The sequence below is a fragment of the Streptomyces sp. C1-1 genome (genome assembly GCF_050214755.1).
Classification (GTDB): domain Bacteria; phylum Actinomycetota; class Actinomycetes; order Streptomycetales; family Streptomycetaceae; genus Streptomyces.
The window spans coordinates 174,149-196,806 of record NZ_CP189827.1 but is presented as its reverse complement, the minus strand read 5'-3'; the positions used below and the strand labels follow the sequence as shown (position 1 = coordinate 196,806).

Here is a 22,658-nt window from a genome sequence, read left to right as displayed (position 1 = left end):
GCACGTTCCTTGATCTTGCTCACCGTTTCCGTCCTTCCGGCGGCGTTACCTGACGACCTGGACCTCGCCGACCGCCACCTGCACATTGGTCTGCCGGACCTCGGTGAGCTGGCCGGCCTGTCCGCCGCCCTGCCAGTTGATCGCCCACGTTGAGGTCGCGGTCACGGGGAACTTGCCGTTTCGGGCGCTGCCTGAGGTCCTGGCATATACGTGGCCGCAGGTCGGTGACTGCGTCATGCCCTCGGACGGTGTGTAGGGGGTACCGGGGCCGCCGCAGGTGACGGAGGCCCCGTCGCCCATCGACCACACGATCTTCGAGACCTTCGCGGTCGCAGTGACGGTGACCCCGCCCGCCGTGGCCGTCGCTGTGTTCGGGCCGTAGGTTGTGGCGCTCTGATGGACCCACATCCACATCGGGATGCCCACCGTGTACTTGCCGGCCGCGCGCGGGCTGGCGATGTCGGGGCCTGCCAACAGCATCTTGCCGACGGCCTGCTGAGCTACCGCGACCGGATCAACGGCAGGCACATTTGCGGCACCATCGGCTACGAAGTACGTGAACACCGGGGCGCCATCTGGGCCGTTCTTGCATTGGCGTTCGTATACTGCGCCGTCCTTGGGAGACTTGCCTTTCCAATACATGCTGCCTTCGGGCGGCTGTGGGGCTAGTTTCCGGACGCTGCATGTTGGCTTGCTGCTTGTCTGGCCGCTCCCCGAGCCGCTGGGCTTGCTGTCGGAGCCCGGGGTGGTCGCGTCGTCGTCCGCCTCGCACACCACCCACTTGCCCGCCCCGCTGCAATTGCCGCCGCTCGGTGGGCCGGCTAAGGAGTGCGAGGGTAGAGCTAACGACAGCGCCATGGCTGCGGTGAGCGCGAGGCCCGCGTGGATCAGCAGGCGTTTTGCTGTGGCGTGATGTCGACGATCTTCCACTGCTTCCCCCACTTCTCCGCATCGATCTTCGTCCAGTAGCGGATGAGCCGCTTTTTCGGCATCTCCACGGGCTTGCCGGAACTGCGATAGATGAACTTCCAGTGGCTGCTGTCCAGGCAGTCCGTCAGCTTCGCGCTGGGAACCTTCTTGGCCGCCTCAAGGCTGTCGACCGCGGATTTGTGGGTCGGTGCGCCAGTTGTCACGATGCCCTTGGAGCGCAGGGACTTGAGGTCAGACTCTGTACTCGACAGAGCTTCCGCAGCGGCGTACCGACTGAAGTCAGTTCCCGTGGTGTCACCCTTGGCGTAGGCCTTGGTTTGCTCATTCCAGAAGCGGGTGTAGGCGTCCAGGACGGCTGCCTTCTCAGCTGCCTGTGGATCCGCACTCGCGGACGCCGTTGTGACCGGTGCAGGCTCACTGCTTCTCACCGAGGAACCCGTGGAGGAGGCGTCGGAGTTTCCACCGTTGTCGCTGCATCCGGTCAGCCCGAGCAGGCTGCCGGCGAGGATCAGGGTCGGTGCGTGCGTTCGGGTGCGAACGGCGGTGCGGCGGAGCGCAGTTGAGAGGTGTTGTGTGGCTGTCACGTTGTCTCCCCGTGCGGCGTGGTGAGAAGGACCGCCGCCCGGGCACTGTGACGTGCTGCAGCCCGGAACCGCGGCTTGCCAGCTGCGGTGGTGCGTTTGCGTGATCGCGAGGTTACGCATATGCCAGTCAACTTCCCAGTGTCATATTCGAGTTCACTCGTACAACTCGGGGCGTATCCGGTCACTCCTGTAGCTGGATGTCGCTATGCGGGGTGCTGGTTGTCGCGTTTCGATTGGTGAAGCAGGGCGGGTGTCCTGCTTCCGTCCACGAAGGCCGCCGCCCGGAGTTGACAGGATGTCTGCGTTGCCGTTTGGTCTCGCGTGTCGATCAACCCGTCCGGCTCGCTTTCCCCTGTCTGTGTACGGCGTGAGGCGGCTTGCGCCCGGGAGTAAGGGGCCGTGGCGGAGTGTCTGCGGTCGCGAACTGCTCGCAGTGGGAGGGGCATCTGAACCCTCGAGTGGTGTCGGTGTCCGGTGGGTTGATCGGCGGCTCGGTGTGCGACAGTAAACTATTGCTTCGCGTTAGCAAACTCAAGAGGGTTTGGGGTGCAGTTGCAAGGCTGCGACATTCCGGCTTACTCAGAAGGCGGGAGCTGAGAGCGTGTGGCTGCGTGAGGCTCACTCGTACTCCTCCATCTTCTTCGTCAGGAGTACGGGCTTGGCGCTGGCGGGGGAGTGCTCAGCGAGGAAGGCGACGACACGGTCGAGCTGCCGGGTTGCACTGTCGAGGAGCTGGTCGAGGGGGAGTGCGTGGGCGTTGGCGAGGGCGGCTCGCTGCAACGCGGGGACGTGGCGGGGACGTGCCTGGGCGGCGAAGACGGTATCCAGATGCGGGCCTCGTAGTTGTACGGGGCCGACGCGGTGTCCGTGGACGTTCATGGAGACGTAGTGGGTGAAGCGCTCCATGGTGGCCACGCGGTCGGGGCTGGGGGAGTCGCCCCATTCGGCGGTGATCGGGGCGATCGCGGATGTCGATCCGGCGGTGGTGGCCAGCGTGGAGGCGTTCTGCACCAGCGACAGGCGCACGGCGGTGGGTAGGCGGGACAGGAGTTGGGTCATGCCGTGGACGTGGACTCTGTACTTGCGGAAGTCTTCGAATATGGCGGCGATGGTCTCCGGCGCTGCGCCGGTCAGGGTGATCAGCTCGTCGAAGTAGGGGCGGAACGGCACCCGCCCGGCCTCGGGGGTGTCACGCCGGGAGCGCACGGCGCGCAGCAGATCGCGGGCCAGCAGCGCGGTGATCAGCCGGTCGGTGGGCCCGTTGCCGCCCGGACACACCCACACGACCATCCGCGAGTCCATGGCGGTACGGATGTTGTAGACGCCTGCCGGCTGGCCGAGGAAGGCCCGGGTGACGGGATTGGCGGCCAGCCGTGCGATCGGGTTGAGGACGACGGCGAATGCGTCCTGCGGCAGGGTCTGGAAGACCGTCTGCCACCAGGATTGGGTCTCCTCGTTAAGGCGGTCGGTGACCGCGGCGAGTGCCGCCGTGCGGAATGCGGCATCGGTGAGCAGGGCCCGCACGTGGAAGATCGTGGCCTGGTCCCTGGGGCGGCCTGCCTGGCAGGCGACCTCGTTGACGGCGACGAGGACGGCGAGTGCGGCGGTGAGGATGGTGATGGCCCGCGGTGCGGTGGCATCGTCCCAGGCAAGTGCGGAGGCGTAGGCGTCGGTGATGGATTCCACGACCTCGTGCGCCGTCTGCCCGTGGTGCATACCGAGCGGATTCCATGAACTGAGCCGCGGGTTGGCGCCCAGGCCGTTGAGGTCGACGAGCGCGATGCGTCGCATGAGGTCCTCGTGCGCGAGGAACGGCAGGGCGCGGGGCCAGGAGTCACGGTGCGGGTCGACGAACAGCAGCCCGCCGCCGGTGTGCGCCCAGCCGATCGCCTGCGCCAGGGCCCGTTCGGTCTTGCCGCCGCCGGCCTTGCCCACCCCGACCTCGAACAGGGTCTGTTCGGCGTAGGTGGCGACCAGGCGCTCGCGGCCGTCCGGGCCTCGGTAGATGCCCTGCAGCAAAAGCTGCGGATCACCGAAGGCGAACGTCGGCAGCTCCCCGGCGAGCACCGGCAGACGGCAGTGCAGGGTGGGCGGCTTGAGTAGACCCGTCAGCTCTTCCAGCCGCACCCAGTTCGCGCGGGGCGGCTGGCAATGCCCCAGACTCCAGCGGCGCTCGAACCCGCGCTTGGTGGGCCACTGGTCGGCGCCGATCCGCCACGGCCCCAGCCGAAGGCCGCGCATCGCCCACCGCGACCGGCCGCCGAACACGTCGAAGGCGGCCTGGAGCTGGGCGAGCCGGGCGTGGGCGCGGCCCTCGGTGTTCGAGGCGCACATCACCAGCAACTGCACCCTGACGAGGTGGTCGTCGTCGGCGAGCTTGCCCAGCGCCTCGGCCGGCTCCACCCGGCGCGGCACCGGCGGCATGACCAGCCGCCGTCCGCCTCCCGCGGCCAGCTTGCCGCTGAGCAGCTGCTGCAGCTGCCAGGTGAGGGAATCCTCGATGCCACTGGCATCCTGCCGAAGCCACCGCGCGGCCCGCTGCGCCTCGCGGCGCTCCGCGCGCCGGGCGGCACCCATCAGCTGCATCCGGCGCGCCCGCAGCGCCCACTTGGGGGCGCGCTGGATGTCGAGCCGGATCTCGGCGAGGTCGCCGAGCTCGGCGCGCAGGTCGGACACAGCGTCGACGAGCGGCTGAAGCGGGTCCGGGGCAAGAGGCACCTCCCGCAAGGGTGCGGTGGGCTTGCCGCGCAGGATGAACTCCGCCCGCACGGTGTGCGTGCGCGGCTTATCGGCGATCTGCCTTGCTCGGTGGACGGTGACGTCCGGCCCGAACGGGGTGATGGACAACAGCCGTTGGCCGCCAGCCGGGCCCTCGATGCGGTAGCGCAGCGGGCTGGAGCCGTCCGCACGCAGTCGGATCTGCACAGCCTTGGCCCGGCGGGGCGCCCACCAGGGCATGGCCGTGGACGCGCGGGCGAGCTGGACGCCGCGGCGGAAGATCTCCTCAAGGCTCGGGTCGAAATGCCGGCTGGACACCAGCTCCAGGGCCATCCGCTCCGCGGACGCCTTCGCTGCGAGGCGGCGTACCACCCACTCGCCCCCGCTCCAGCACACGGCGACGGCCAGCGCGAGCATGTACCAGTGGCCGTAAAGCCATTCGGCGGCGTCGACCAGGCCGGTGACCAGAGCGAAGCCTTGACCGGCGGCCGCGCCACCGGCCTCGGCCGTCAGGTACGGGGCTGCGGGATCCACGTCGCTGCTCCCTTCTTGCTCGCGCGAGTGAAGAACCAGTCGGTGATGCGCAGGTCGGTGAAGGTGCCGCCACGGTCCATGCCAGCCCACACCAGATGGACCACCGCCCTGTTCGGGCTTGTGTCGCGGCGGGCGATCGCGGCCTGGATGCGAAAGCGAGCGGTGGCGAACGCCGGCGAAACTGCATGGCCTGAGTCGCCGAAGACCTCTGACCACTTCGCGCGGCCTACCCCGGTGGCGTCCGCGCGTAGCAGCGCACGACCGGCCGTGAGCAGCTCCCGCTCGTCGACAGGAGGAAGGTCGGCAGGCCAGGCTGCCTCCAGGTTCCGCTGGATGGCCTTGTCACCGGCCACGCCTTCGCCGTGTGGCGGCAGAGCGGACTCGAGGGCCGAGGGTGTCGAGGCAGCGGGCGGCGCAGAGGAAGCCGTGCCGAGGGTCGGGTCGCTGGCGGGAGGCGGAGCAGCCGCCGATGACGAATCCGTGGCCGTCGGCGCGATCGCCGCCTTCGCTGAGGCTGTCGGCTCCTGGGCGTGCGGCATTGCCAGCAGAGTGATGCCCGCGACAGCGAGCAGGCCGGTGGTGAGCAGCAGCAGGCGTGAGGGACGCGGTGTAGTGGTCACAGCAGGCGTGCTCCCCCCGCATAGCCGGACATCGCGTTGACGGCGTCCAGGCGCACGACGGTGCCCGGGCGGGCGGCGTTGACCATCTGCCCGCTGCCCACGTAGATCCCGACGTGGTAGATCGTCACATCGCGTCCGGGAGCGGTGGCGTAGAAGACGAGGTCACCGGGCTTCAGTGCGCTGGTGCTGAGGCTGGCGGGGATGCGCTGGCCGGCGCTGGCCTGGGCGGCCGCGGTGCGTGGCAGTCGGATGCCAGCCTTGGCGTAGGCGTAGGTGGTCAGCCCGGAGCAGTCAAAACCCCTGATGGGCGTGCCGCTTTTACCGCCTGGGGAGCAGCAGATGCCGTACGAGGGACCCTGGGCGTTGCCGCCGCCCCACGAGTAGGGCACACCCCGCTGGGAGAGAGCGGCCTCGATGACGGTGCGAGCCCTGCCTGTGACGTTCTTCAAGTCCGGGGACTTCGCGGCCGCGGTGTACTGGTCGATCCAGCCCAGCACGTTGGCGACGTACTCGCCAGAGTGGTTGTACTGCCAGATCGCGGCCTTCAGCTGCGACTGCTTCGCAAGGTCGCGGCCGCCTGCGCACAGGTAGATCGCGGCGCCGAGCGCTGCGTCGTCGGCGTTGTGCGGGTCGGCGACCTTGTCGCCGTTGCCGTCTTCGCCGATCGACGCCCACGTCGAGGGCAGGAACTGGAACGGACCGACCGCACGCTCTCCCTGAGAGGTGTCGTCCCACTGGCCGCCGTCGGTGTCGGGGACGGCGGTGGTGTTGCCGCCGGCGCCGGAGCCGTTGAGGAGCACCCCGTAGATCTTCGGGCGGATATCGCCGCCTGCGGTGATGGTCCGTCCGATGGCATGGTTGGACTCGACCTTGGCGATCCCGGCAAGGAGCGGCCAGCGCATGCCCTGGCACGTCGGCGCGTACTGACCGACCTGCTGTACGGCCCTTTTGTAGGCGGCCAGCATGCGCTGCGGGATGTCGGCGGCGCTGCCGCCCTCGGCGATCCCATCGTCGTCCTGCGCGTTCTGCAGCGTGACGTAGGCGCTGATCGCGTTCCCTACCGGTGCGGTACAGCACACGGCGGCGAACATCAGCAGCGCCACGATGCATCCCCACCGCCGCCGGACGCGGCGCCCCGGCTGCTTCATTCGCCGTCACCGTCCTCATCTCGCCGCCGGGCCTGCTCCCGCCGCCGGCGTTCGGCCTCGGGCGCGGTGCGCCGCATCAGCTCCTGCATCCGGGCCCGCGCCTCCTCCCGCGTCCGGTTGCCGGCGCTGCGGCCTCCGGGCAGAACGGGCCCGCCGGCCTCGGGCCGCCGCGGCGCGGGGCCGTCCCGGCGGGGCAGCGGTGCCGGAGATGAAGGTGCTGCGGGACTGCCCGCCGACGGAGCGGGCCGAGCGGGGGCAGCGGCTGGACGGCCACCCGAGGAAGGGCCGGACGGTGCGGGATGTGCGGGCGTTGCCCGGCGCGAGGACGGCGCCGGCGTTGCTGCAGCCGGCAAGCGGCGGCTGGTGAAGGGACCGGTTCCGCCGCTGTCGCTGTTCTCCCGCAGTACACGGGCCACGTCACGCCCCGCGTCGGCCCAGGCCCGGCCGTCCTCGCGGACGGTGTTGCCCCATACCCGCACCTGCTGGCGGGCGTCCTGGGCATAGCGCGAGCCTCCCGACCGGGCGCGGCGCACGCCTGCCGGCAGGCCGACCGTCGCCCCGTACGCGGCCCGCCCGCCCCGGTTGAGGATGCGGTAGCCGCGGAAACGGACCAGCCGGTTGTGGGCCCGAGTCGACAGCAGCGTGCGATCGCTGCGCTGGTCGTGCAGCACCTGCCCGGTGGTGCGGTCGACGACCTGCCCCTGCTCGTTGCGGTACCAGTCGGGCGGGCCCGAGGGCCGCCACGGACCTGCACCGCCCCCAGGACCGTCGTCCCCACCACCTGACGGCCCGCCGGCGCCTGCGCCAGGGTCGCCGTCGGCGGTGGGCTTGCGCCACGTGGCCAACCGCTCCTCGTCCGGGCGGCGTCCGATCAGCAGCCAGTGGCCGCCCTTGGTGCTGAGCCGCACCCCCAAGGAGCCCACGGCCGCGGCAGCAGTAAGCGGTGCCAGGCCACGCCCGGCCTCGGCGGTGGCATCGGCGAGGATCCCGCCGGTGTCCACCGGCAGGCCCGCCCCGTCGGCCAGCGAGGTGAGTGCACCCATGAGCCGCTGCCGGGTGCCGAGCATCCCGAACCTGCCACCGGCGCCGGTGAAGACGCGCAGCCCGCCGCCCCATCCGCCCATCGCCGCTGAGGAGTTCAGGGCGAGCGCGGCGCCGAGCTCGGAGGTGTCGCCCGGCAGGTGAGTGCCGCCTACCTTGGCGTAGCGCATCCGCATCGCCATGCGCCGGCCGAAGGAGGCGAGGGAGGTCAGCAGTCTGCGGTGCCCGGCCGCGCCGGCGATGGCGAGGACGTCGATAAGCAGGATCCGCTCCACCATCAGGTCGGGTCCGTGGGTGATAGTGGCGTCGACGGCGATCCCGAAGAACGGGATGAACGCGCAGATCCCGACGACGGCCATCATCGCGATGCCCCACAGCGACAGCCACTTCCACACGCTCTGGCGCGCAGGCCCGGGCAGCATGCCCGCAACGAACGTGACACCGCCGGCGGCCGCCGCGGCCGCGCACACGCCCTGGGTGCCGAGCAGAACGATCGCGGACGACAGCAGCATGCCGCAGATGAACAGCGCGGCGACCACCAGCAGGAAGGCTCCGCCCACCCGCCACCAGGTAGGCCTTTGCGCATACGTCGCGCAGGACGTGCCGACCGGGCCGGCCTTCCTCATATCCGCGAGGAACGCAGCGAACTGCTGGTCCTCTTCGCTGAGGACGGGATGTGCCGCGTCCAGCAGCTCACCGCCCGGCGTCAGACCGGGCAGCACGCTGCCTGTACTCCTGTGGTCGTCCTGGCACCACCTCTTGCCCGGCCCCTTGACCAGACGGCACGGATCGTCCTTGTCGTCCTTGGCAGCGCCCGCCTGGTAGCCGCCGGTGACCCATTTCAGATGGACGGCGTAGGCCTTGCGATCGGATGCCTTCGCGGGGTCCAGGACCCGCCCGTACTCCAGCAGCATGTACGGCTTGACGACCAGCGCGTTGGTGATCGAGTCCTGAAGGGGCCGGGCCACCTTGGCGGCGGAGACCGGCGCTTGCCCTTCCTGTTCCTCGCACGTGAGCTCGGCATGGCCGGCCATACCCGCGCACGGGTCGTCGCTGGCGACCTTGCCGCCCCAGTCATAGGAGTTGACGCTCTGCTGCGCGACCTCCGCGGCCACCTGCTGGGACTGCCCCAGCGGCCCGTCCGGGCCGAGCAGCGTGTCGGGGCGGATGAGAGCCGAAGCGGCGAACGCCCCGATGAGCAGGGTCAGGAAGATTTCCCCCAGACCGCGGCCGACCCGCCCCCGCACGATCATGAACCCCGCGAAGACAAACGCCCAGGCCAGCAGCAGACCCTTCAGCCCGAGGGCGTCGACGACCACGTGGTCGTAGGCGTCGGCGACCCTCTGCGCGGGGCGGGCGAGGACCTTGAGCAGCGGGAAGCGGAAGGCCACCTCGATCGCCCACCCAGCGAGCCCGACCAGCAGCCGGATCAGGGTGAACAGCCCCGACAGGGCGAAGGCCAGCGCCTGGCTCTTGAAGTCGACGATGGAGCCGCCGGAGGCGTTCAGGTCATAGCCGTCGATCGGCACACCCTCAGACGAGTCGATGTTCAGCGGCGCGAGCAGGTCCCCGGTCCCGCTGCTGCTGGCCGCGTAAACGACCTGGGTGTTGACCAGCAGGAACACGCCGGTGAGCAGCACGACGAAGCCAGCCGAACGCAGCCTCGCGCGATCGGGACGCAACACGTCAGCGCCGCCTCTGCCCAGGGACGGACCGCAGCCGCCAACCGGCCAGGGCAGCGACGCCCGCACCGGCGGCCACCAGCCTCCACGCCGCACCGGCCACATCCTGCTGCCCTGCAGCGGCGGTGGTGGTCGCCGTGCCCCGCTCGCAGTAGGCCTTGCCCGGGCCGACGATCAAGGCGCAGGGATCCTGGTGTGCGGTGCGGCTGCCGGTGAAGGCCTGTCCGGTGTCCGGCCACCACCTGTCTGGCACGCCCACCTTCGGGGCGAGGATGACTGCGCCCACGACGACGGCGACAACGGTGAGGACGCTCACGACCGCCGCGACGCGCCGGGCGTGGTTCCAGGACGACGTGGTCATCCCACGTGCTCCTTCGGACAGGTTTCTGCGGCCTCACCCGCACGGGTCACGGAAGGCGGGGCAGCGCTCGTGCGGCGTCCGGGCGTGGTGGTAATGGAGGTGGTGATACGCGGGATGCGGGGGATGGAGACCTTGATGCGGCCGGTGTTCTGCCGCGGGCAGGTCAGCAGGAACTCACCCTCCCGGCCCCTCTGGCCGACGGGAGACAGGCCTGTGGTCACCAGCCGCACCAGTGCGTCGTCGTTCGGATCGAGTCCGACGAACTCCAGGCCACGACGGGCGCGTTCGCGGTCGGTGGTGCGGGCGAGTGCCCGGTAGGCCATCAGGCCGCGGTCGGGGCCGAGTTCTGCGGCGTCGTGCGAGCCCGCCAACAGGCCGGCGCCGTGCTTGCGGCCGTCGTGGAGGATCTCGTGGACCAGGGCCGTGCCCTCGGCGGAGGAGGTGAGCCAGTACAGCTCGTCCAGCACGACGGCGGTGAACCGGGAGGGGTCTTCGAACGCGGTCTGCCGGGCGATCGCGGCGATCAGGTAGAGCACCGCACGGCCGATCAGTGCCTCCAGCGGCTGCTGGTGCAGGATCTCGGGGTTGGCGAACGCGGCCTTCGGTGGCAGCTTCAGCCCCGTGGTGGTGATCACGATCATGTCGGAGGTACTGGAGGCGTCCAGCCTGACCGGCGGCAGCGTCGGGTCGAACACCATCGCCGCCAGGGCGTTGGTCGCGACGACCCCGATGAGGCCCGCGAGGGTGGCGGCCGCGTCCTGCCGTTTGCCCGCCTCCCGCGCCGCCATCTTCTCCAAGACCTCCAGCACGCGGTGCATGGACGGCGCGTCGCTGAGGGCGGCCTGTTCGACGGCGTGGTGAAGGACCTCGCCGCTGGTGCTCATCGGGCCGATGCCGAGCTGCAGCGTCAGGTAGGACAAGGCGTAGTGGCGGCCCTCCGGCCCGTCGAACATGCGCAGCGGGTCGATGGACACCTCGGCCTGGGCGGCGTCGATGATCTGCACGCGGCCCGCGGCGGCGGTGCGGGCGAAGGTCGCCCATTCGCGCACGGGGGTGCGGTCGATACAGATCGCGCAGCCGCCGCGCGCCCACACCGCCTCCGCGATCAGCTTCTGCAACACGCTCTTGCCCGCACCCAGGTCCCCGACGATGCCCATGGAGGCGGACGCATCGACCTTGGGCGCATCGGCCACGTTGATCATGACGGGGCGGGTAGTGCCGCAGTCCAGGTCGATGCCGAGCAACATGCCGTTCGGGTCGCCGACCTCACCCACGGTGAAGGCGCCACCCAACGCCCAGTCCTCGCTGATCTGGTGCTGGGTGAACTCCCGCACCACGCCGGGCCGTACGGTGCCGGGCAGGCCCAGGGTGAACAGGGCTTCCTGCAGGCCGGCCGGGCGCACGGCGCGGTAGTCGGCGCCGCCGAGCAGCGCCGCCAGGGCGCGGGCCCTCGCGTCGCACACTGCGGCGGTCGGCCCCCACACCGTCAGCACGGTGACGGACTGCACCTCGACCTCCACGGAGGTGCGCGACAGGCGGGCATCGAGCTCGCCCAGGTCGCGGGCGGCCTCGGTGAGGGAGGCGGGCATGCCGGTGGGGCGGGCGTCGTACTGGTCGGCCTGGTCGATGAGTTCGTTCTTCTTGCGCCGCACCTGCTCGCGCGCCTTCTCCGCAGGCACGAGGGTGAGGTCGACGGTGTAGTCGACGGGAAAGTCGAGCATTTCCAACTGGGCGAAGAGGTCGGCTGCATCCTGGCTGAGGGCGGGCGGGCACTCGGCCAGCGCCAACTGCGCCTGATATCCCACCCCGTTGTCGGACTCGACCTGCAGCCAGCGCCGCCCCAGCGGCGAGCCGGTGTTCACTCGCCACCAGGCCGTGCGGCCCGACCGGGTGATCCTGCCCGCGGTCTTGAGTTCGTCGACGTCATCGAGTTCGGGGTCGATGCCTCCCTCCTGCAGGCGGACCTGGCCGAGATCGGCGTAGCTGGGGGAGCGCAGCACGCCGTCCCGGATCTGCCCGCCGTACATCTCGCTGGTCTCGGCCTCCGCCAGCAGCGGCTCGGCAAGGCCGCGGTGCAGGGCGTGCTGGATCATCCACACGGTCTCCGCCGGACGGGCCGGGCGGAAAGCGACGCCGCCGGCGAGCGCGGCCTCCACCCGCGAGGCCTGCTCGCGATACGCGCTCGCCTCGCGCCGGCCCACCGGCGCCGGCCGCATGCCCAGCATCGGTGCGACCTCGGCCCACGCCGCACCGAGGGACGCCGACACCCGCAGGGTGCCGGTCTCGGTCTGCAGGGGCACGGTCAGCCACAGCGTGCGGCGGTGCATCTCCTGGTCGTCCAGCAGCTCCAGGGTGGCCTCAACGTTTTCCACCCACGGGCGGCGGCCCGTACCGGGTGCCTGCTCGGCCGGCTCGATGCCCTCGATCATCCTCAGGGCGATCTCGCCGGGGTCGACCTGGGCGCACAGGCCGTACAGGCGCGGGGCCCCGGACAGCGAGCGCACCAGGTGCGTGATCTTTGCCAGTTGTTCGTCGCGGACGGCGGCGGGTACATAGGTGCCCTGGACGGTCTCCTCACGCCGACCGTGGGCGTCCGGGCCCGGGTGCAGGCGATAGACGGCCCACACGCTGCCCTGCGTCGACCACACCAGGTGCCCGGCGATGTGACGGATCGGAACCCTCACCGCGCACCCCCCGGCTGGGCGAGCGCGAGCAGCTGCTGCACACCCGACACCGGCCCTGCCACCGAGGGAGCAGCCGGGTGTGTGCGGCGGAGTGCGGACGAGTGGTCTGTGGCCGGGCTCGGGTGCGGCGCCCGGGCCGGACGCCGCTGCACTGTACGGAAGGGTGCGGCCTGCGCAGCAGGACAGGGAGCGGGTGCGGGCGTGTCCTCGATGGTGAAGCCGCCGAGGAGGGGGTGCGGATCGCGGTCGCGGGCGGCCCGCCCGCCGATCCGCCCACCGCGGGGCTGCCAGCCAAGCAGCACCCAGCCGAGTGCGGCCTGCATCGGGGCACGGCCGGCGAACTTCGGCCGGCGCACCATCCAGATGACCAAGCCCCACCCGACGATGGGGACCGGCCCCATCCACGACCACCAGCTGATCGTCTTGACCAGAAGGAAGCCGCCGCCGACGGCGAGGGCGATCTGCGCAGGCGTGTAGGGGCCAAGGGGGATCTTCCAGTCGGCGACCTTGCCCAGTACCCAGGGGTGGCGGCGGGCGGCGGTGTAGAAGCGGCCCACCCGTGCCGCGGCCGCGCTCACAGCCAGCCCTCGACGCCCGGCGAGTGGTCACGAGAGGCCGGCAGTTCAGAGCGGACGACGCCGGGAGCGGCGGGTGCGCCCTTGGACGGGTTCTTCACCTCGTCGGTGAACATGTTCGCCAGGTCGTTGCGCGCGTTGTACAGACCGAGCGCGATCACCATCAGGAGCAGGGCGCCGATCCCCGCCTTCAGTGAGAACTTCTGGATCATGATGACGACGACCAGGCAGATCAGACCGGCCTGCAGCCCCTTCGTCGCCCACTCCTTGAACATGTTGATCCAGCTGTTGCCGAGGTCGTCCAGCTGCCCGGCGAGCATCAGGCTGCGCACGGTGTTCACCGCCCGCCCCCGTCCTGAGCCGTGCCGGACTCAAGCGCGGCGACTTCCCACCGGCCCGAGCGGGCCCTGAGCGTGAGCTCGTAACCCAGCGGCCACCGGCCGGTCGCGTCCCGGGCTTCCACTGAGGCGAGCACCTGCACCGTCGTGCCGTCCGCCGGCACCTTCTCGGCGGCTGCGGCCTCCTCGACGGCGGACACCTGCTGAACGGCGACAGCGGTGTAGGGGGCGGGGGAGACGGCGGCGAGGTTCACGCCGGGCGCGAGGTAGCGGCTCACCTCGCCGGCACCCGTCAGATAGGCGGTGAGGAACTCGCCGACCGCGGACGACAGATCACCGTCCGGGACGGTCACGGCGTACGACGACTTTGCCACCTCGGCTCGGACCGGACCGGCCACCACACCGGGCGCACCGGTCACGCCGAATGAGGAGCCCGTGCTGTCGGAGGCCACCGGCACGGCGTAGTAGCGCACCGATCCGCCTGCGTATTGCGCAGCCACCGTCACCGACCACGTGCCGGTGCCGCGCTGTGCACTGCGCACCGCCGTCACGGACTGAGGAGCCGATTGCGCATCGGCGGCCGGGGTGGGCAGTGCGACGTCCGGCGCCATCGACTGCGCAAGCCGCGCCTGCGCACTCGTCTCGTCGTTCGTGCTGCTGCGCAACCACGCGCCGACGAACACCTGCGCATAGCCGCCCGGGTCGGCAGCGGATGCCGCGGTGCGCACGGCGGTGGGCTTGGCCGCAGGAGCCGCCCTGACCGTGGTCGGGGTGGAGGCGACCGCGACGGCGAGGGCGATGGGTCCGGCCGCGATGACGGTCCAGACCGCTACGCGTGAAAGGCGTACGCGGCGGCGCATCGCCTCCAGCCGCGCGCCGGCCGCCATCGGAGCTGCGGCCTCGCTCGGTGAGGCCTGCTTGCCAGGGGACATGGTCAATCTCCCAGGTCAGAACGTCTAATTGCTGACCTTGAGAAAATCCGCCGACCCCGACCCGACCACCGACCATGAACCCCCGACCACGGTCACGATGGGGACACGAAGTCCATGGTCGGGGTCATGGTCGGCCCGACCATGACCCCGACCATGGGGCAGTCGTGCGTCGGCGACAGGCCATCGCGTCACGCGCTGATCCCGAGAACTGGCGACCGCTGCGCGGTCACCCGCCGCCGGGCCGCAGGGCCCGGACATCGATACGCAGACGCAAGTCGGCCGGGCCGCGTCAGACCCCTGCGCAGTGCTCCAGACGGACCTGCGCAAGAGAAGATCGGGAACTTGGGGCGACTGCGCAGCCGACCCAGCACAACTCGACTGCGCAGGATCCCGAGTCCGGTTGCGCAGCCCGATTGCGCAACGCCCTCATAGAAGGCGCTGGCCTGAGCGATGTGCTCACCTGCGTGTTCGCAGGTCGTCCATGAACGGAAATCGTCAAAGCGCTTGCTGTCGATTCCGGGATCCCTACTCCATGGGCGTCTCGGGCAGCGAAGGCGCGTGCCGTCGGCCGGAGCCAGGGCGTGTTCGATCTCGGTAACGCCGAAACAACTGCACTGTGAGGTACTTAGGTACTATGGCGGCGGAGGAGGTGTGTTAGCGATGACGACGGCGCCGAAACCGGCACGCCAGTCCCCGCTGAAGGTGGACCCGGCGACGGACAAGTTGATCAGCCAGGGCGCTCATTTCTTGGGGCTGACGAAGAAGGACCTGGTGGCCGAGGCGGTCCGGGCGTATCTGGAGCAGCGCCGTGAGGATCTGCGGTCCGGCATGGTGGAGGCGCTCAGCGTGCTGGATGGATCACTGAAATCGGATGTGATGCTGCTGACCGGGCTGACCGCAGAGGAGATCGACGCGGTCGGGGGAATCGAGGAATGAGCGGACCTAGCCCGCTGCGCCCGGCCCGCCCGACGCTGCGCTGCTTACGCGAGGATTTGGGCCTCGCGGTGCCGCCGGTCACGGCACCGCTGGACGAGATCGACCATCCGGTGCTGGCCAAAGCGTCCGAGCAGTTCGCGGACGAGGACGGCAAGCACGAACGCATCCGGTCCGTGGATGACCAGGTGCTGTTCAAGGTCAAGGTGCAGAGGTGGCGCGGCGCGGTATGGCTAGACGCCGACCTGCCGTGGCTGGTTGCGGCTGGTCGGCGAGAGGACGGCTCGGGCGATGACTTCTATGCAGCCCTTGAGGCCGATGGTCGCGCTGCCCGAGCGCGCTACAACGCGGAACATTCCGGCGGCCTGAAGACCACGACGCACACCGCCTACCTACTGCCCGCGCGCGAGGACCACGTCCGGTACCGTGCCGAGGCAGGTGTCCGCTTCGTGCGCCGCCTGCGGGAGACTCTGCTGGACCTGGCGCGCGCCACGCTGCGCGACGGTCGTGAGCACACGCGTGAGTTCGACACTTTCACCCTTGGCCTCCAGGTGCGGGCGGACGACGGCCACGAGACCTACCTCGCCGTCCGGATCACCGGCTCCGTTCCGCCGAACCTGACCGTGCTGATCCTGCGCAACGTCCCCGGCTGCGAGGCTGAAGGCTGGTATCCGGAGTACGCCCTGCCTGAGCGGGACCTGCTCCCGGCCGAACAGGCGTGGTCCAACCTCATGGACCCACGCGTGGCCGCCCAGGTGCTGGGCGACGAGGAGGGGTAGCCAGGCGTCCGTCGGCGTGAACTGCGACCCCGATGTCAGGGTTGTCCACGACCGGGGGCAGCCAAGCCGCTTGGTCTCACAGCGATGCGCATCCGGACATCAAAGAACCCCTCGCGCGTTTCCGCAGAAAGAGGGTGTTGCGCGCCCCAGGCAGGACTCCAACCTGCGGCCAAGCGCTTAGAAGGCGCGTGGTCGGTCCGACCATGAGAGCGACCACGGCAGCTGGAAGGCCGTGTTACCGGATCGTGACCGGCGGTCGGGGCTCATGGCCGTCAGCCTGGTCGGGGTCCGCGTGTGAGCTGACCGCATGGATCACACGCTCGCCTGCGCGCCCAGGAGCAACGGTCATCCCGCCTTCGCGGGCGCGGCGCACGGTCCTGGGCATCGTGCCCGGGCCGCGTCCGGAGCATGGCGATGAGCCGCTTCGGGGCAGGAATCCGCCGGGGTGTGATGGCGGCCGATCAGTTCACCCAGATCGCCAACGGCCTCTTCAGGGACTCAAGGCTCTCGTACAAGGCGAAGGGCATCTTCGGGTACGTCAGCACCCACCGCAATGGCTGGCAAGTCACCCTCGACCACCTGGTCGCCGTCGGCCCGGACGGGCGGGAGGCGGTCCGCGCCGGCCTGAAGGAACTGCAGCACTGCGGCTACCTCGTCCGCGAACGCCTGCGCCGCCCGAACGGAACGCTCGGCGAGGCCGTCTACTCGATCACCGATCGCCCCGCCACTCTCGACGTCGCCGTCCTGGAAGCCACGTGCGCCCTCGCGATCGAAGACGCATGCGAGATCGGATGGGGGGGCGGGGATCCGGCGCGGGGTGATGGCGGCCGATCAGTTCACCCAGGTCGCCAACGACCTCTTCCGCGACACCCGGTTGTCCTTCAAGGCCAAGGGTCTGTTCGGGTACATCAGTACGCACCGGGACGGCTGGCAGGTCACCGTCGCCGAACTGGTGCGGCGCGGCCGCGAAGGCGTCGACGCGGTCACCGCGGGCCTGAAGCAGCTGGAGCGATGGATTCCTTAACCGCACCCGCGAGCGCAACGCCGACGGCACGCTCGGGCAGGCTTTGTACGTCATCACCGACCTGCCCGCCCTGCAAAACCCCAGGTCGCATCCAGAGTCGGGTCTTCCAGGATTGGCTGAGCCTACGTTGGCTGATCCCGGCCTTAAGAACACCAACAGAAAGAAGACCAACAAGCAGAACACCAGACCCATCCATCCGTGCCGCGAGCCGCGAACACCTTCACGGCCGGACCGGCCGGACGCTGCGACGTCCCCGCCGGCCGGGCTCGCGGCGGATGAGATGCATCCCGGGATCGGGCTGCTGCTCGAACTGGGGGCAGCCCGCCCCGAGTTGCTGCTGACCGGACAGGCGCTGACCGACCAGGGCCGCGTCGTGACCGTGATGCTTCAGGCCGGCTGGAACGCCGAGCAACTGCGGCACGTCATCGCCGACCGGCCCCTGCCGAACCCGGTACGGACCACGGTCGGTGCGATCATCGCCGCCCGGCTGCGGGCCGCCCAGGCCTACCCGCCGCCCACCAGCGCCGCCCGCCCCGGCGCGGCCCCGCTGGACGAGCCGTTCGCGGAGGCGGCCTGGGAGCGGCCTGCGACGGCGGCCGCCGCCCGTTCCGTGACCGAGGCCCTCACCTACCGGGCCCTTGTTGAATGCGCCGGCTGCGGGGTGCCCGCCACCGCTTCTGGTGAGGACCTCTGCCCGGCCTGTCTGGGCTGGCCGTTGTGCCGCACCTGCCCCGGCCCAACGCGCAAGCGAGCCCACCCTGACGGCGACGGCCGCTGCACCACGTGTGCCTCCGCCTGACCGATCCCACTGGAAGGACGAGCAGCCCGTGACCGACACTCACCGCCCACCCCCGCCACCCGGCCTCGCGCAGCACCTGCACCCTTTCGCGGCCGACCCGGGTCGGTGGGAGAAGGAACACGCCCGCGCCCTGCGCACCGCCCACGTCCACACCTGCACAGCCGACTGCGAACCGGTGCTCGTCTACGAGCGCACCGGGTGGGGCTGGCTCGCCTGGACGATCCCTGGCGACGGCTCGCGGCCCGAAGTTGCCCACGAGATCGGAGTTCTCACCCCCTCGGCCACCCGTGCGCACCGTCTGGCCCTGCGCTGGCTGACCCGGCGCCCTGCCTGCCGCATCGACCTGTTCCCCGGTACCCGCGCCTCGCTGCGCCTGGTCACCTTCACCATCGCGTTCTGCAGCCTGATCGCCGGCCTGTTCGCCATGGCCCACGGCATCCCTGCCGACGTCGTCCTGCCAGCAATCGCGCTGCCGCCGCTGCTCGCCGAACACGTGCCGGCCACGCTGGATGCCCGGACCCGCCATCACGTCCGCAGCGTCCAAGAGGCCAGCGCCTGCCGCTACCTCCAGCGCCTCGCCGCCTGGCACACCTGCCTCCTCCAGGCGGCGGCCGGCAGCGACCGCTACGAACTGCGCCGCTCTGCCGAGGTCGGCCAGCAACTGCTGTGGGACGCCGCCGGCCTGCTCCAGACCCACGACGCCCGCTCGGTCTCCTGCGAACTGATCGCCCGCGAGCGGCTGATGCTCCAACTCGCCGACCAGGTTGCGCAGATCCTGGGGCACGCATCCGTCCAGGCGCGGCCGGACCACGCGGACCAGGCCTGCACACCGTCGCGGCCGCCTGGAACTCGGTCGACGACAGGGCCGGCGTTGCACAAGCCCGGCCCCTCACCCCTGGAAGGAGCACTCGGCATGCCCGAGCTCGACACCGCTGCCCGCACCGCAACCGTCTACCTGCTCTTCGCGCACGAGCCCTACTACCCCGGCCCCGGGGTCCAGGAGATCAACACCACCCTCGTGGCCGCCGACACCCTGCTCCACCCGCGAATCCTCCAGTCCGACGGCACCCGGATCCATGCCCTCCTCACCCAAGGACGGCAGCCGGGTGAGATCGTCCCGTTGGCCACCCTCACCCACGAACTGAACGGCGGCGCCGATTGGCCGGCCGTCGGCGACTGGGAACGCGTCACAGTCGACCTGGTGCACCTCGTGCAGACAGAACGGTGCGACGCCCTCAGCCTCCAGCTCCCCGAAGTCGCCCGGGCCTTGATCTGCACCGGCCCCAACAGCCAGGTGCGTGCCTTCGACGCCGCAGCGGGCGAGGCCATTGTCTACGGACCGGACGAGCGCACCAAGGTCCTGACCGAGGTCGGCACGTCCCTCACCGGCCTCACGGCCGAGCAGCCCTTCTGGCCGGGCGACGGACTCCTGCCGCCGCTGTGCCAGCGTGCCTGACAGCTACGGGGGAGCCAATGCTGATCAAGCGGGCATGACGGCTCAGGCAAACGCCTGCCCCTCAGGACCGGTATCCCAGGCCGTCAAGCCGATCAGCTTGGCGCGTCAGGGCGAATATGAATCGCCGAGGTCCAAGCCGGTGTCGACCTCGCCGCCTGCAACTGCGCCACCTCTGTGTGCACCTGCACTACCTCAGCCTCGGGGAGTCGAAGCGGTCCTGACTTTCCTGTCCGACCTGGCCTGGGCAGGGTCTTCTCAGTGAGCGTCGGTTTCCGGCTCGGGCCGGGGGAGTTCGTCGAGGTCGAGGGTGAAGGTGCGGCCGTCGGCCAGGGGGATGGGGAGTTTGCCCGTGCCGTAGGCGCGCTTGAGCGCCGTGCTGTAGCCGATCGCGGTGGGCTCGGTGTGCAGGACGACTTCCCCGGCGTAGGGGTCCACGACCAGGTAGATCGGGATGCCGTAGCGCCCGTACTTGGTGGTGCAGTCGTTGTAGTCCTTGCGTGCAGAGGAGGTAGAGACGACCTCGGAGATCAAAAGGACGTCCTCGAAGCTGTAGCGCCTGCTCACCTTGCGTGCGTCGTCGCGCAGGATGGCCAGGCCAGGGGCGGAGTGCTCGTCTCCGGGGAAGTCGATGTAGACGTCGGAGGTGACCTTCGCGTGACGACCGAGAGCGAGTGAGTCGATCTGCATCGACCTGATGGTGCCGGAGCACTCTTCGCTCCGCGGAATCATGATCATCTTGCCGTCGACCCCGAACAGGACCGCGTATCCCTTGGGGAAATCGGTGTCCATGATCGAGTGGACGCTCATGGAGAGGCTCCTTCCCATCTGCCGTCATGATATGGCGGACACTTTTCGTCCCACGGCGCACTTCCGTGGTGTAGCGGTGCGCTGCGGGTCCATGAGCGTCGTCTGTAGCGGCGCGGAGCCCTGGCGGATGGGGCCGGGCGAGTATGAACACCGAGCCGTCAGTTCTGTCCCAAATCGAGCACCGTTGGTCATTTACCTTTTATGATCATGTAACTCGCTATACCTTGCTCGATGTTGGACAGCCGGGGGGCGGACAATCGAGAGTTGGCGCGCACGTTGCCGTGCTTTCCGGACCCAGGTTGCAGTATTCGGCTTATGGGGGGTGGGCCGTGCGGTGGTGCTTTCTGTCGGCTGAACGTGGTCGTCATGCCACCGTTGCCGGGCTTTTGGGACTTGCCTGCATGGTCGGGCCCTTTCTGCTCAATCATTCGAACGGCGCTGCTGCACCACGCTTCCAATCAGGAACCGCATGGCTGCTGTCGACTTCCGCGGGGCTGTTGACGAAGGTCGACGGTGGATCTGGTCGGCCAGTGGCACAGCTTGCTCTGCCCGAGCGCACCAGTTCGGGTCCAGTTGCGCTCGATGAGCAGGGCAGCAGCGTCGTACTGCTGTCTGGACGGTCCGTGTGGAGTGTGGACGACGCCAACGAGCGTTACCGCGAACAGGACTTGGCGGTTGACGGCGATTTCATTGCTGTGTCCGGGTCTCAGGTCTATGGCACTACGGACAAGCCGCTGCATAGCGGCGCCGGGACCAAGTCACATCCCTATGCCGTCGAATCGGTCTCAGCCTCGTCTCATACCGCCAGTAGCCCGCGGGCGGTGAAATTTGCCGCGCCAGTGGTGTCGGCCGTCGCGGGAAGCGATGGTTCGTTGTGGGCGGCACTGGGGTCGTCCGGCACCGTGGTGCGGATCAAAGACAACCACATCGTGGCGCGTGTCCGTGTCGGCGACGTCCATGAGTCCTTACGCCTTACGGCGGCCGCGAACGCCGAGGCGGTCGCCCTCGACCCCCGGACTTTACGGCTCACTGTCCTGTCAGCGCACGGCTCAGTTAGATCCTTCTCGACCGGCGATCATTCCCAAGCGGTCACCGGCGTCGAACTCGCCGTCCCCTCCCACGCCTCAGCCCTCGTTCCACTTGTCATGCGGCCGACCCAGACCCTGGTCACCGTGAATTCGACGACAGGGGCGCTCACTCGCGTGCGACTGCCTGTCGCTAGAACAGACGTGCTGGGCCGACCGGTGGCGTCGGGGGCACTCGTGTACGTACCCGACGCCACGTCAGGCACGGTGCTGGTCGTGGACACCGCCTCTGGTCGTTTGCGCGCACCGGTTCGCCTACGACACTCCGACGGGCGCGCACGGCTGAGCGTCTTCGTGCAGAACGGACTCGTCTGGGGCAACGATGAGACGGGACCTTATGCGATGGTCGTGTGCCAGGGAACCACGCGGGTCTTCGCCAAGTACGGGCAGGCTGCACACCCGTCTGCCACCTCTTCCGGAGGCCCTTCCGTCGTATCCAGCCCGTCTGTGAGCATGACCCCGACGCCGAGCCCCGACACGTCCTCGCCGACGCCTAGTTCCAGCCGGTCGCGTCCGTCCACCTCGCCGTCGCCGAGCGGTAGCCCGCCGCCTGCGGGTCGGCCCTCGGCATCGGGGCCGGCCCCCACGGACGCGCCAGGGGGGAGGGGCCCCAGCTTGCTCAATACGATCACCGTGGTGTCGAACTCGGCCTATGAACGAACCGCCCTGGCCTGGGATCCGGTCGCTGCGAGGCTGGTCACCGCCCATGGTCCCGGTCAGGGCGAGCTGTGGGACGTCTCTGCACCGCGCGCCCCCCGACGCCTCCACCCGGTGACGGACAGCCCGGGAGGCGACACGAGGGGGGTGGTCTTCGCGGCTCAGGGCAGCCTGTTGTTCGTCGCTGGCAGACAGCCGTCGACCCACTTCCAGGACTTCACGATCTACTCGACCGGCGGGATACCGCGCGTCCTGTCCAGCAAGGTGCTTCCCGTCACCCAGGACCGTGGTCTTGGACCGGTGTTGGCGGTCCGGCCGGACGGAGGAGCCTTCGCGGTCGACGAAGGCGGCACCGGCGCGAGCAATGTCTCCATCTGGGACAGCGCCGACCCCGTGGCTCCGGCACGGGCGTCCAGCCTCGACGGGATCTTCGACGCCGGTGACGCGGCTGTCGATGTCACCTTCAGCCCCGACGACGTGACGATGGCGGTGGAGGTGAGGCGCGCGCGTCCTGGAACCGGACAGGGCCCGCGCGTGCTCTACCTCTACGACGTCTCCGACATCCGCCATCCCGCCCTGATGTCCAGGACCGACGTCGGCTCGACTTTCGCCGCGCTGGCCTTCAGCCCGAACGGACGCCTGCTGCTCGGCCCAGGGATCGGTGTGACGGCCACATTGTGGGACGTACGGGACGCCACGAAACCGGTCGTGGCCGGCACCCTTGCGACGGGCTCGCCCCTCACCGCCGCCGCCTTCGACCAGAGCGGCTCGGTCCTGGCCACCGGCGAGCAGAACGGCACCGTGAAGCTGTGGAAGGTCGCCCCGGGACGGCAGCCGATTCTGTCGCGCACCCTCACCCGGCGGACCTCCGCCATCGACCAGGTTTCCTTCGACCCACGCACCGGACTGCTCGGTGTGGCCGACGACACCAGTGTGCAGTTGTGGAAGACCCAGTGATCCAAGGAAGCCGC

18 protein-coding genes are annotated in these 22,658 nt (G+C 69.8%); 6 read left to right on the top strand and 12 right to left on the bottom strand.

Annotated features, from left to right (window positions below; translation table 11 throughout):
* Positions 1-45 precede the first annotated feature (45 nt).
* From ACQF4J_RS47225 to ACQF4J_RS47175, 11 genes are all read right to left on the bottom strand, one after another.
* Entirely contained in the window at positions 46-930 is an 885-nt protein-coding gene (locus ACQF4J_RS47225) for an ATP/GTP-binding protein (protein WP_427168828.1), read from the bottom strand.
* Positions 888-1,514, bottom strand: a complete 627-nt coding sequence (locus ACQF4J_RS47220) for a hypothetical protein (RefSeq protein WP_427168826.1) — start codon at positions 1,512-1,514, stop codon at positions 888-890. The genes ACQF4J_RS47225 and ACQF4J_RS47220 overlap by 43 nt, the downstream gene beginning before the upstream one ends.
* Positions 1,515-2,132: 618 nt before the next feature.
* On the bottom strand, positions 2,133-4,766 hold the full coding sequence (locus tag ACQF4J_RS47215) for an ATP/GTP-binding protein (protein ID WP_427168825.1): 2,634 nt from the start codon (positions 4,764-4,766) through the stop codon (positions 2,133-2,135).
* The gene (locus ACQF4J_RS47210; protein WP_427168824.1) at positions 4,742-5,386 is read right to left on the bottom strand and encodes a hypothetical protein; all 645 of its coding nucleotides are present in this window, start codon (positions 5,384-5,386) and stop codon (positions 4,742-4,744) included. The genes ACQF4J_RS47215 and ACQF4J_RS47210 overlap by 25 nt, the downstream gene beginning before the upstream one ends.
* Positions 5,383-6,489, bottom strand: a complete 1,107-nt coding sequence (locus tag ACQF4J_RS47205) for a C40 family peptidase (RefSeq protein WP_427168823.1) — start codon at positions 6,487-6,489, stop codon at positions 5,383-5,385. The genes ACQF4J_RS47210 and ACQF4J_RS47205 overlap by 4 nt, the downstream gene beginning before the upstream one ends.
* Before the next feature lie 41 nt (positions 6,490-6,530).
* A complete protein-coding gene (locus ACQF4J_RS47200; RefSeq protein ID WP_427168822.1) occupies positions 6,531-9,260 on the bottom strand; it encodes a hypothetical protein in 2,730 nt (909 codons plus the stop codon).
* Position 9,261: 1 nt separating this feature from the next.
* On the bottom strand, positions 9,262-9,618 hold the full coding sequence (locus ACQF4J_RS47195) for a hypothetical protein (RefSeq protein WP_427168821.1): 357 nt from the start codon (positions 9,616-9,618) through the stop codon (positions 9,262-9,264).
* Entirely contained in the window at positions 9,615-12,302 is a 2,688-nt protein-coding gene (locus ACQF4J_RS47190; protein ID WP_427168820.1) for an ATP-binding protein, read from the bottom strand. The genes ACQF4J_RS47195 and ACQF4J_RS47190 overlap by 4 nt, the downstream gene beginning before the upstream one ends.
* Positions 12,299-12,880: a hypothetical protein gene (locus ACQF4J_RS47185; RefSeq protein WP_427168819.1), complete on the bottom strand. Its 582-nt coding sequence runs from the start codon at positions 12,878-12,880 to the stop codon at positions 12,299-12,301. The genes ACQF4J_RS47190 and ACQF4J_RS47185 overlap by 4 nt, the downstream gene beginning before the upstream one ends.
* On the bottom strand, positions 12,877-13,218 hold the full coding sequence (locus ACQF4J_RS47180; protein ID WP_427168818.1) for a hypothetical protein: 342 nt from the start codon (positions 13,216-13,218) through the stop codon (positions 12,877-12,879). Before ACQF4J_RS47180 ends, ACQF4J_RS47185 begins: the two co-directional genes overlap by 4 nt.
* Complete coding sequence (locus ACQF4J_RS47175) at positions 13,215-14,147, bottom strand: conjugal transfer protein (RefSeq protein ID WP_427168817.1); 933 nt, start codon at positions 14,145-14,147, stop codon at positions 13,215-13,217. Before ACQF4J_RS47175 ends, ACQF4J_RS47180 begins: the two co-directional genes overlap by 4 nt.
* A 660-nt stretch (positions 14,148-14,807) precedes the next feature.
* Here ACQF4J_RS47175 and ACQF4J_RS47170 point away from each other — a divergent pair.
* The 5 genes from ACQF4J_RS47170 (at position 14,808) to ACQF4J_RS47150 (ending at position 19,138) form a co-directional block, all read left to right on the top strand.
* Positions 14,808-15,083 (top strand): hypothetical protein, encoded by a 276-nt coding sequence (locus ACQF4J_RS47170; protein WP_384815914.1) that lies wholly within the window; start codon positions 14,808-14,810, stop codon positions 15,081-15,083.
* On the top strand, positions 15,080-15,859 hold the full coding sequence (locus ACQF4J_RS47165; RefSeq protein ID WP_427168816.1) for a hypothetical protein: 780 nt from the start codon (positions 15,080-15,082) through the stop codon (positions 15,857-15,859). Before ACQF4J_RS47170 ends, ACQF4J_RS47165 begins: the two co-directional genes overlap by 4 nt.
* Before the next feature lie 820 nt (positions 15,860-16,679).
* A complete protein-coding gene (locus tag ACQF4J_RS47160) occupies positions 16,680-16,883 on the top strand; it encodes a hypothetical protein (protein WP_427168815.1) in 204 nt (67 codons plus the stop codon).
* A 280-nt stretch (positions 16,884-17,163) separates the two neighbouring features.
* Positions 17,164-17,682: a hypothetical protein gene (locus tag ACQF4J_RS47155; protein WP_427168814.1), complete on the top strand. Its 519-nt coding sequence runs from the start codon at positions 17,164-17,166 to the stop codon at positions 17,680-17,682.
* Positions 17,683-17,710: 28 nt separating this feature from the next.
* Entirely contained in the window at positions 17,711-19,138 is a 1,428-nt protein-coding gene (locus tag ACQF4J_RS47150; RefSeq protein WP_427168813.1) for a hypothetical protein, read from the top strand.
* Between the two features lie 255 nt (positions 19,139-19,393).
* On the opposite strand, the gene ACQF4J_RS47145 is transcribed toward ACQF4J_RS47150, so the two are convergent.
* Complete coding sequence (locus ACQF4J_RS47145; protein ID WP_427168812.1) at positions 19,394-19,945, bottom strand: Uma2 family endonuclease; 552 nt, start codon at positions 19,943-19,945, stop codon at positions 19,394-19,396.
* A gap of 1,721 nt (positions 19,946-21,666) precedes the next feature.
* Here ACQF4J_RS47145 and ACQF4J_RS47140 point away from each other — a divergent pair.
* A complete protein-coding gene (locus ACQF4J_RS47140) occupies positions 21,667-22,644 on the top strand; it encodes a WD40 repeat domain-containing protein (protein WP_427168811.1) in 978 nt (325 codons plus the stop codon).
* The last annotated feature ends 14 nt before the right edge of the window (positions 22,645-22,658 follow it).

What these genes read in the sequence shown, in the direction of transcription:
- ACQF4J_RS47195 (WP_427168821.1), bottom strand. Translation starts at nt 9,618, where the DNA reads ATGACCACGTCGTCCTGGAACCACGCCCGGCGCGTCGCGGCGGTCGTG.
- ACQF4J_RS47175 (WP_427168817.1), bottom strand. Translation starts at nt 14,147, where the DNA reads ATGTCCCCTGGCAAGCAGGCCTCACCGAGCGAGGCCGCAGCTCCGATG.
- ACQF4J_RS47170 (WP_384815914.1), top strand. Translation starts at nt 14,808, where the DNA reads ATGACGACGGCGCCGAAACCGGCACGCCAGTCCCCGCTGAAGGTGGAC.
- ACQF4J_RS47165 (WP_427168816.1), top strand. Translation starts at nt 15,080, where the DNA reads ATGAGCGGACCTAGCCCGCTGCGCCCGGCCCGCCCGACGCTGCGCTGC.
- ACQF4J_RS47160 (WP_427168815.1), top strand. Translation starts at nt 16,680, where the DNA reads ATGGCGGCCGATCAGTTCACCCAGGTCGCCAACGACCTCTTCCGCGAC.
- ACQF4J_RS47155 (WP_427168814.1), top strand. Translation starts at nt 17,164, where the DNA reads ATGCATCCCGGGATCGGGCTGCTGCTCGAACTGGGGGCAGCCCGCCCC.
- ACQF4J_RS47145 (WP_427168812.1), bottom strand. Translation starts at nt 19,945, where the DNA reads ATGAGCGTCCACTCGATCATGGACACCGATTTCCCCAAGGGATACGCG.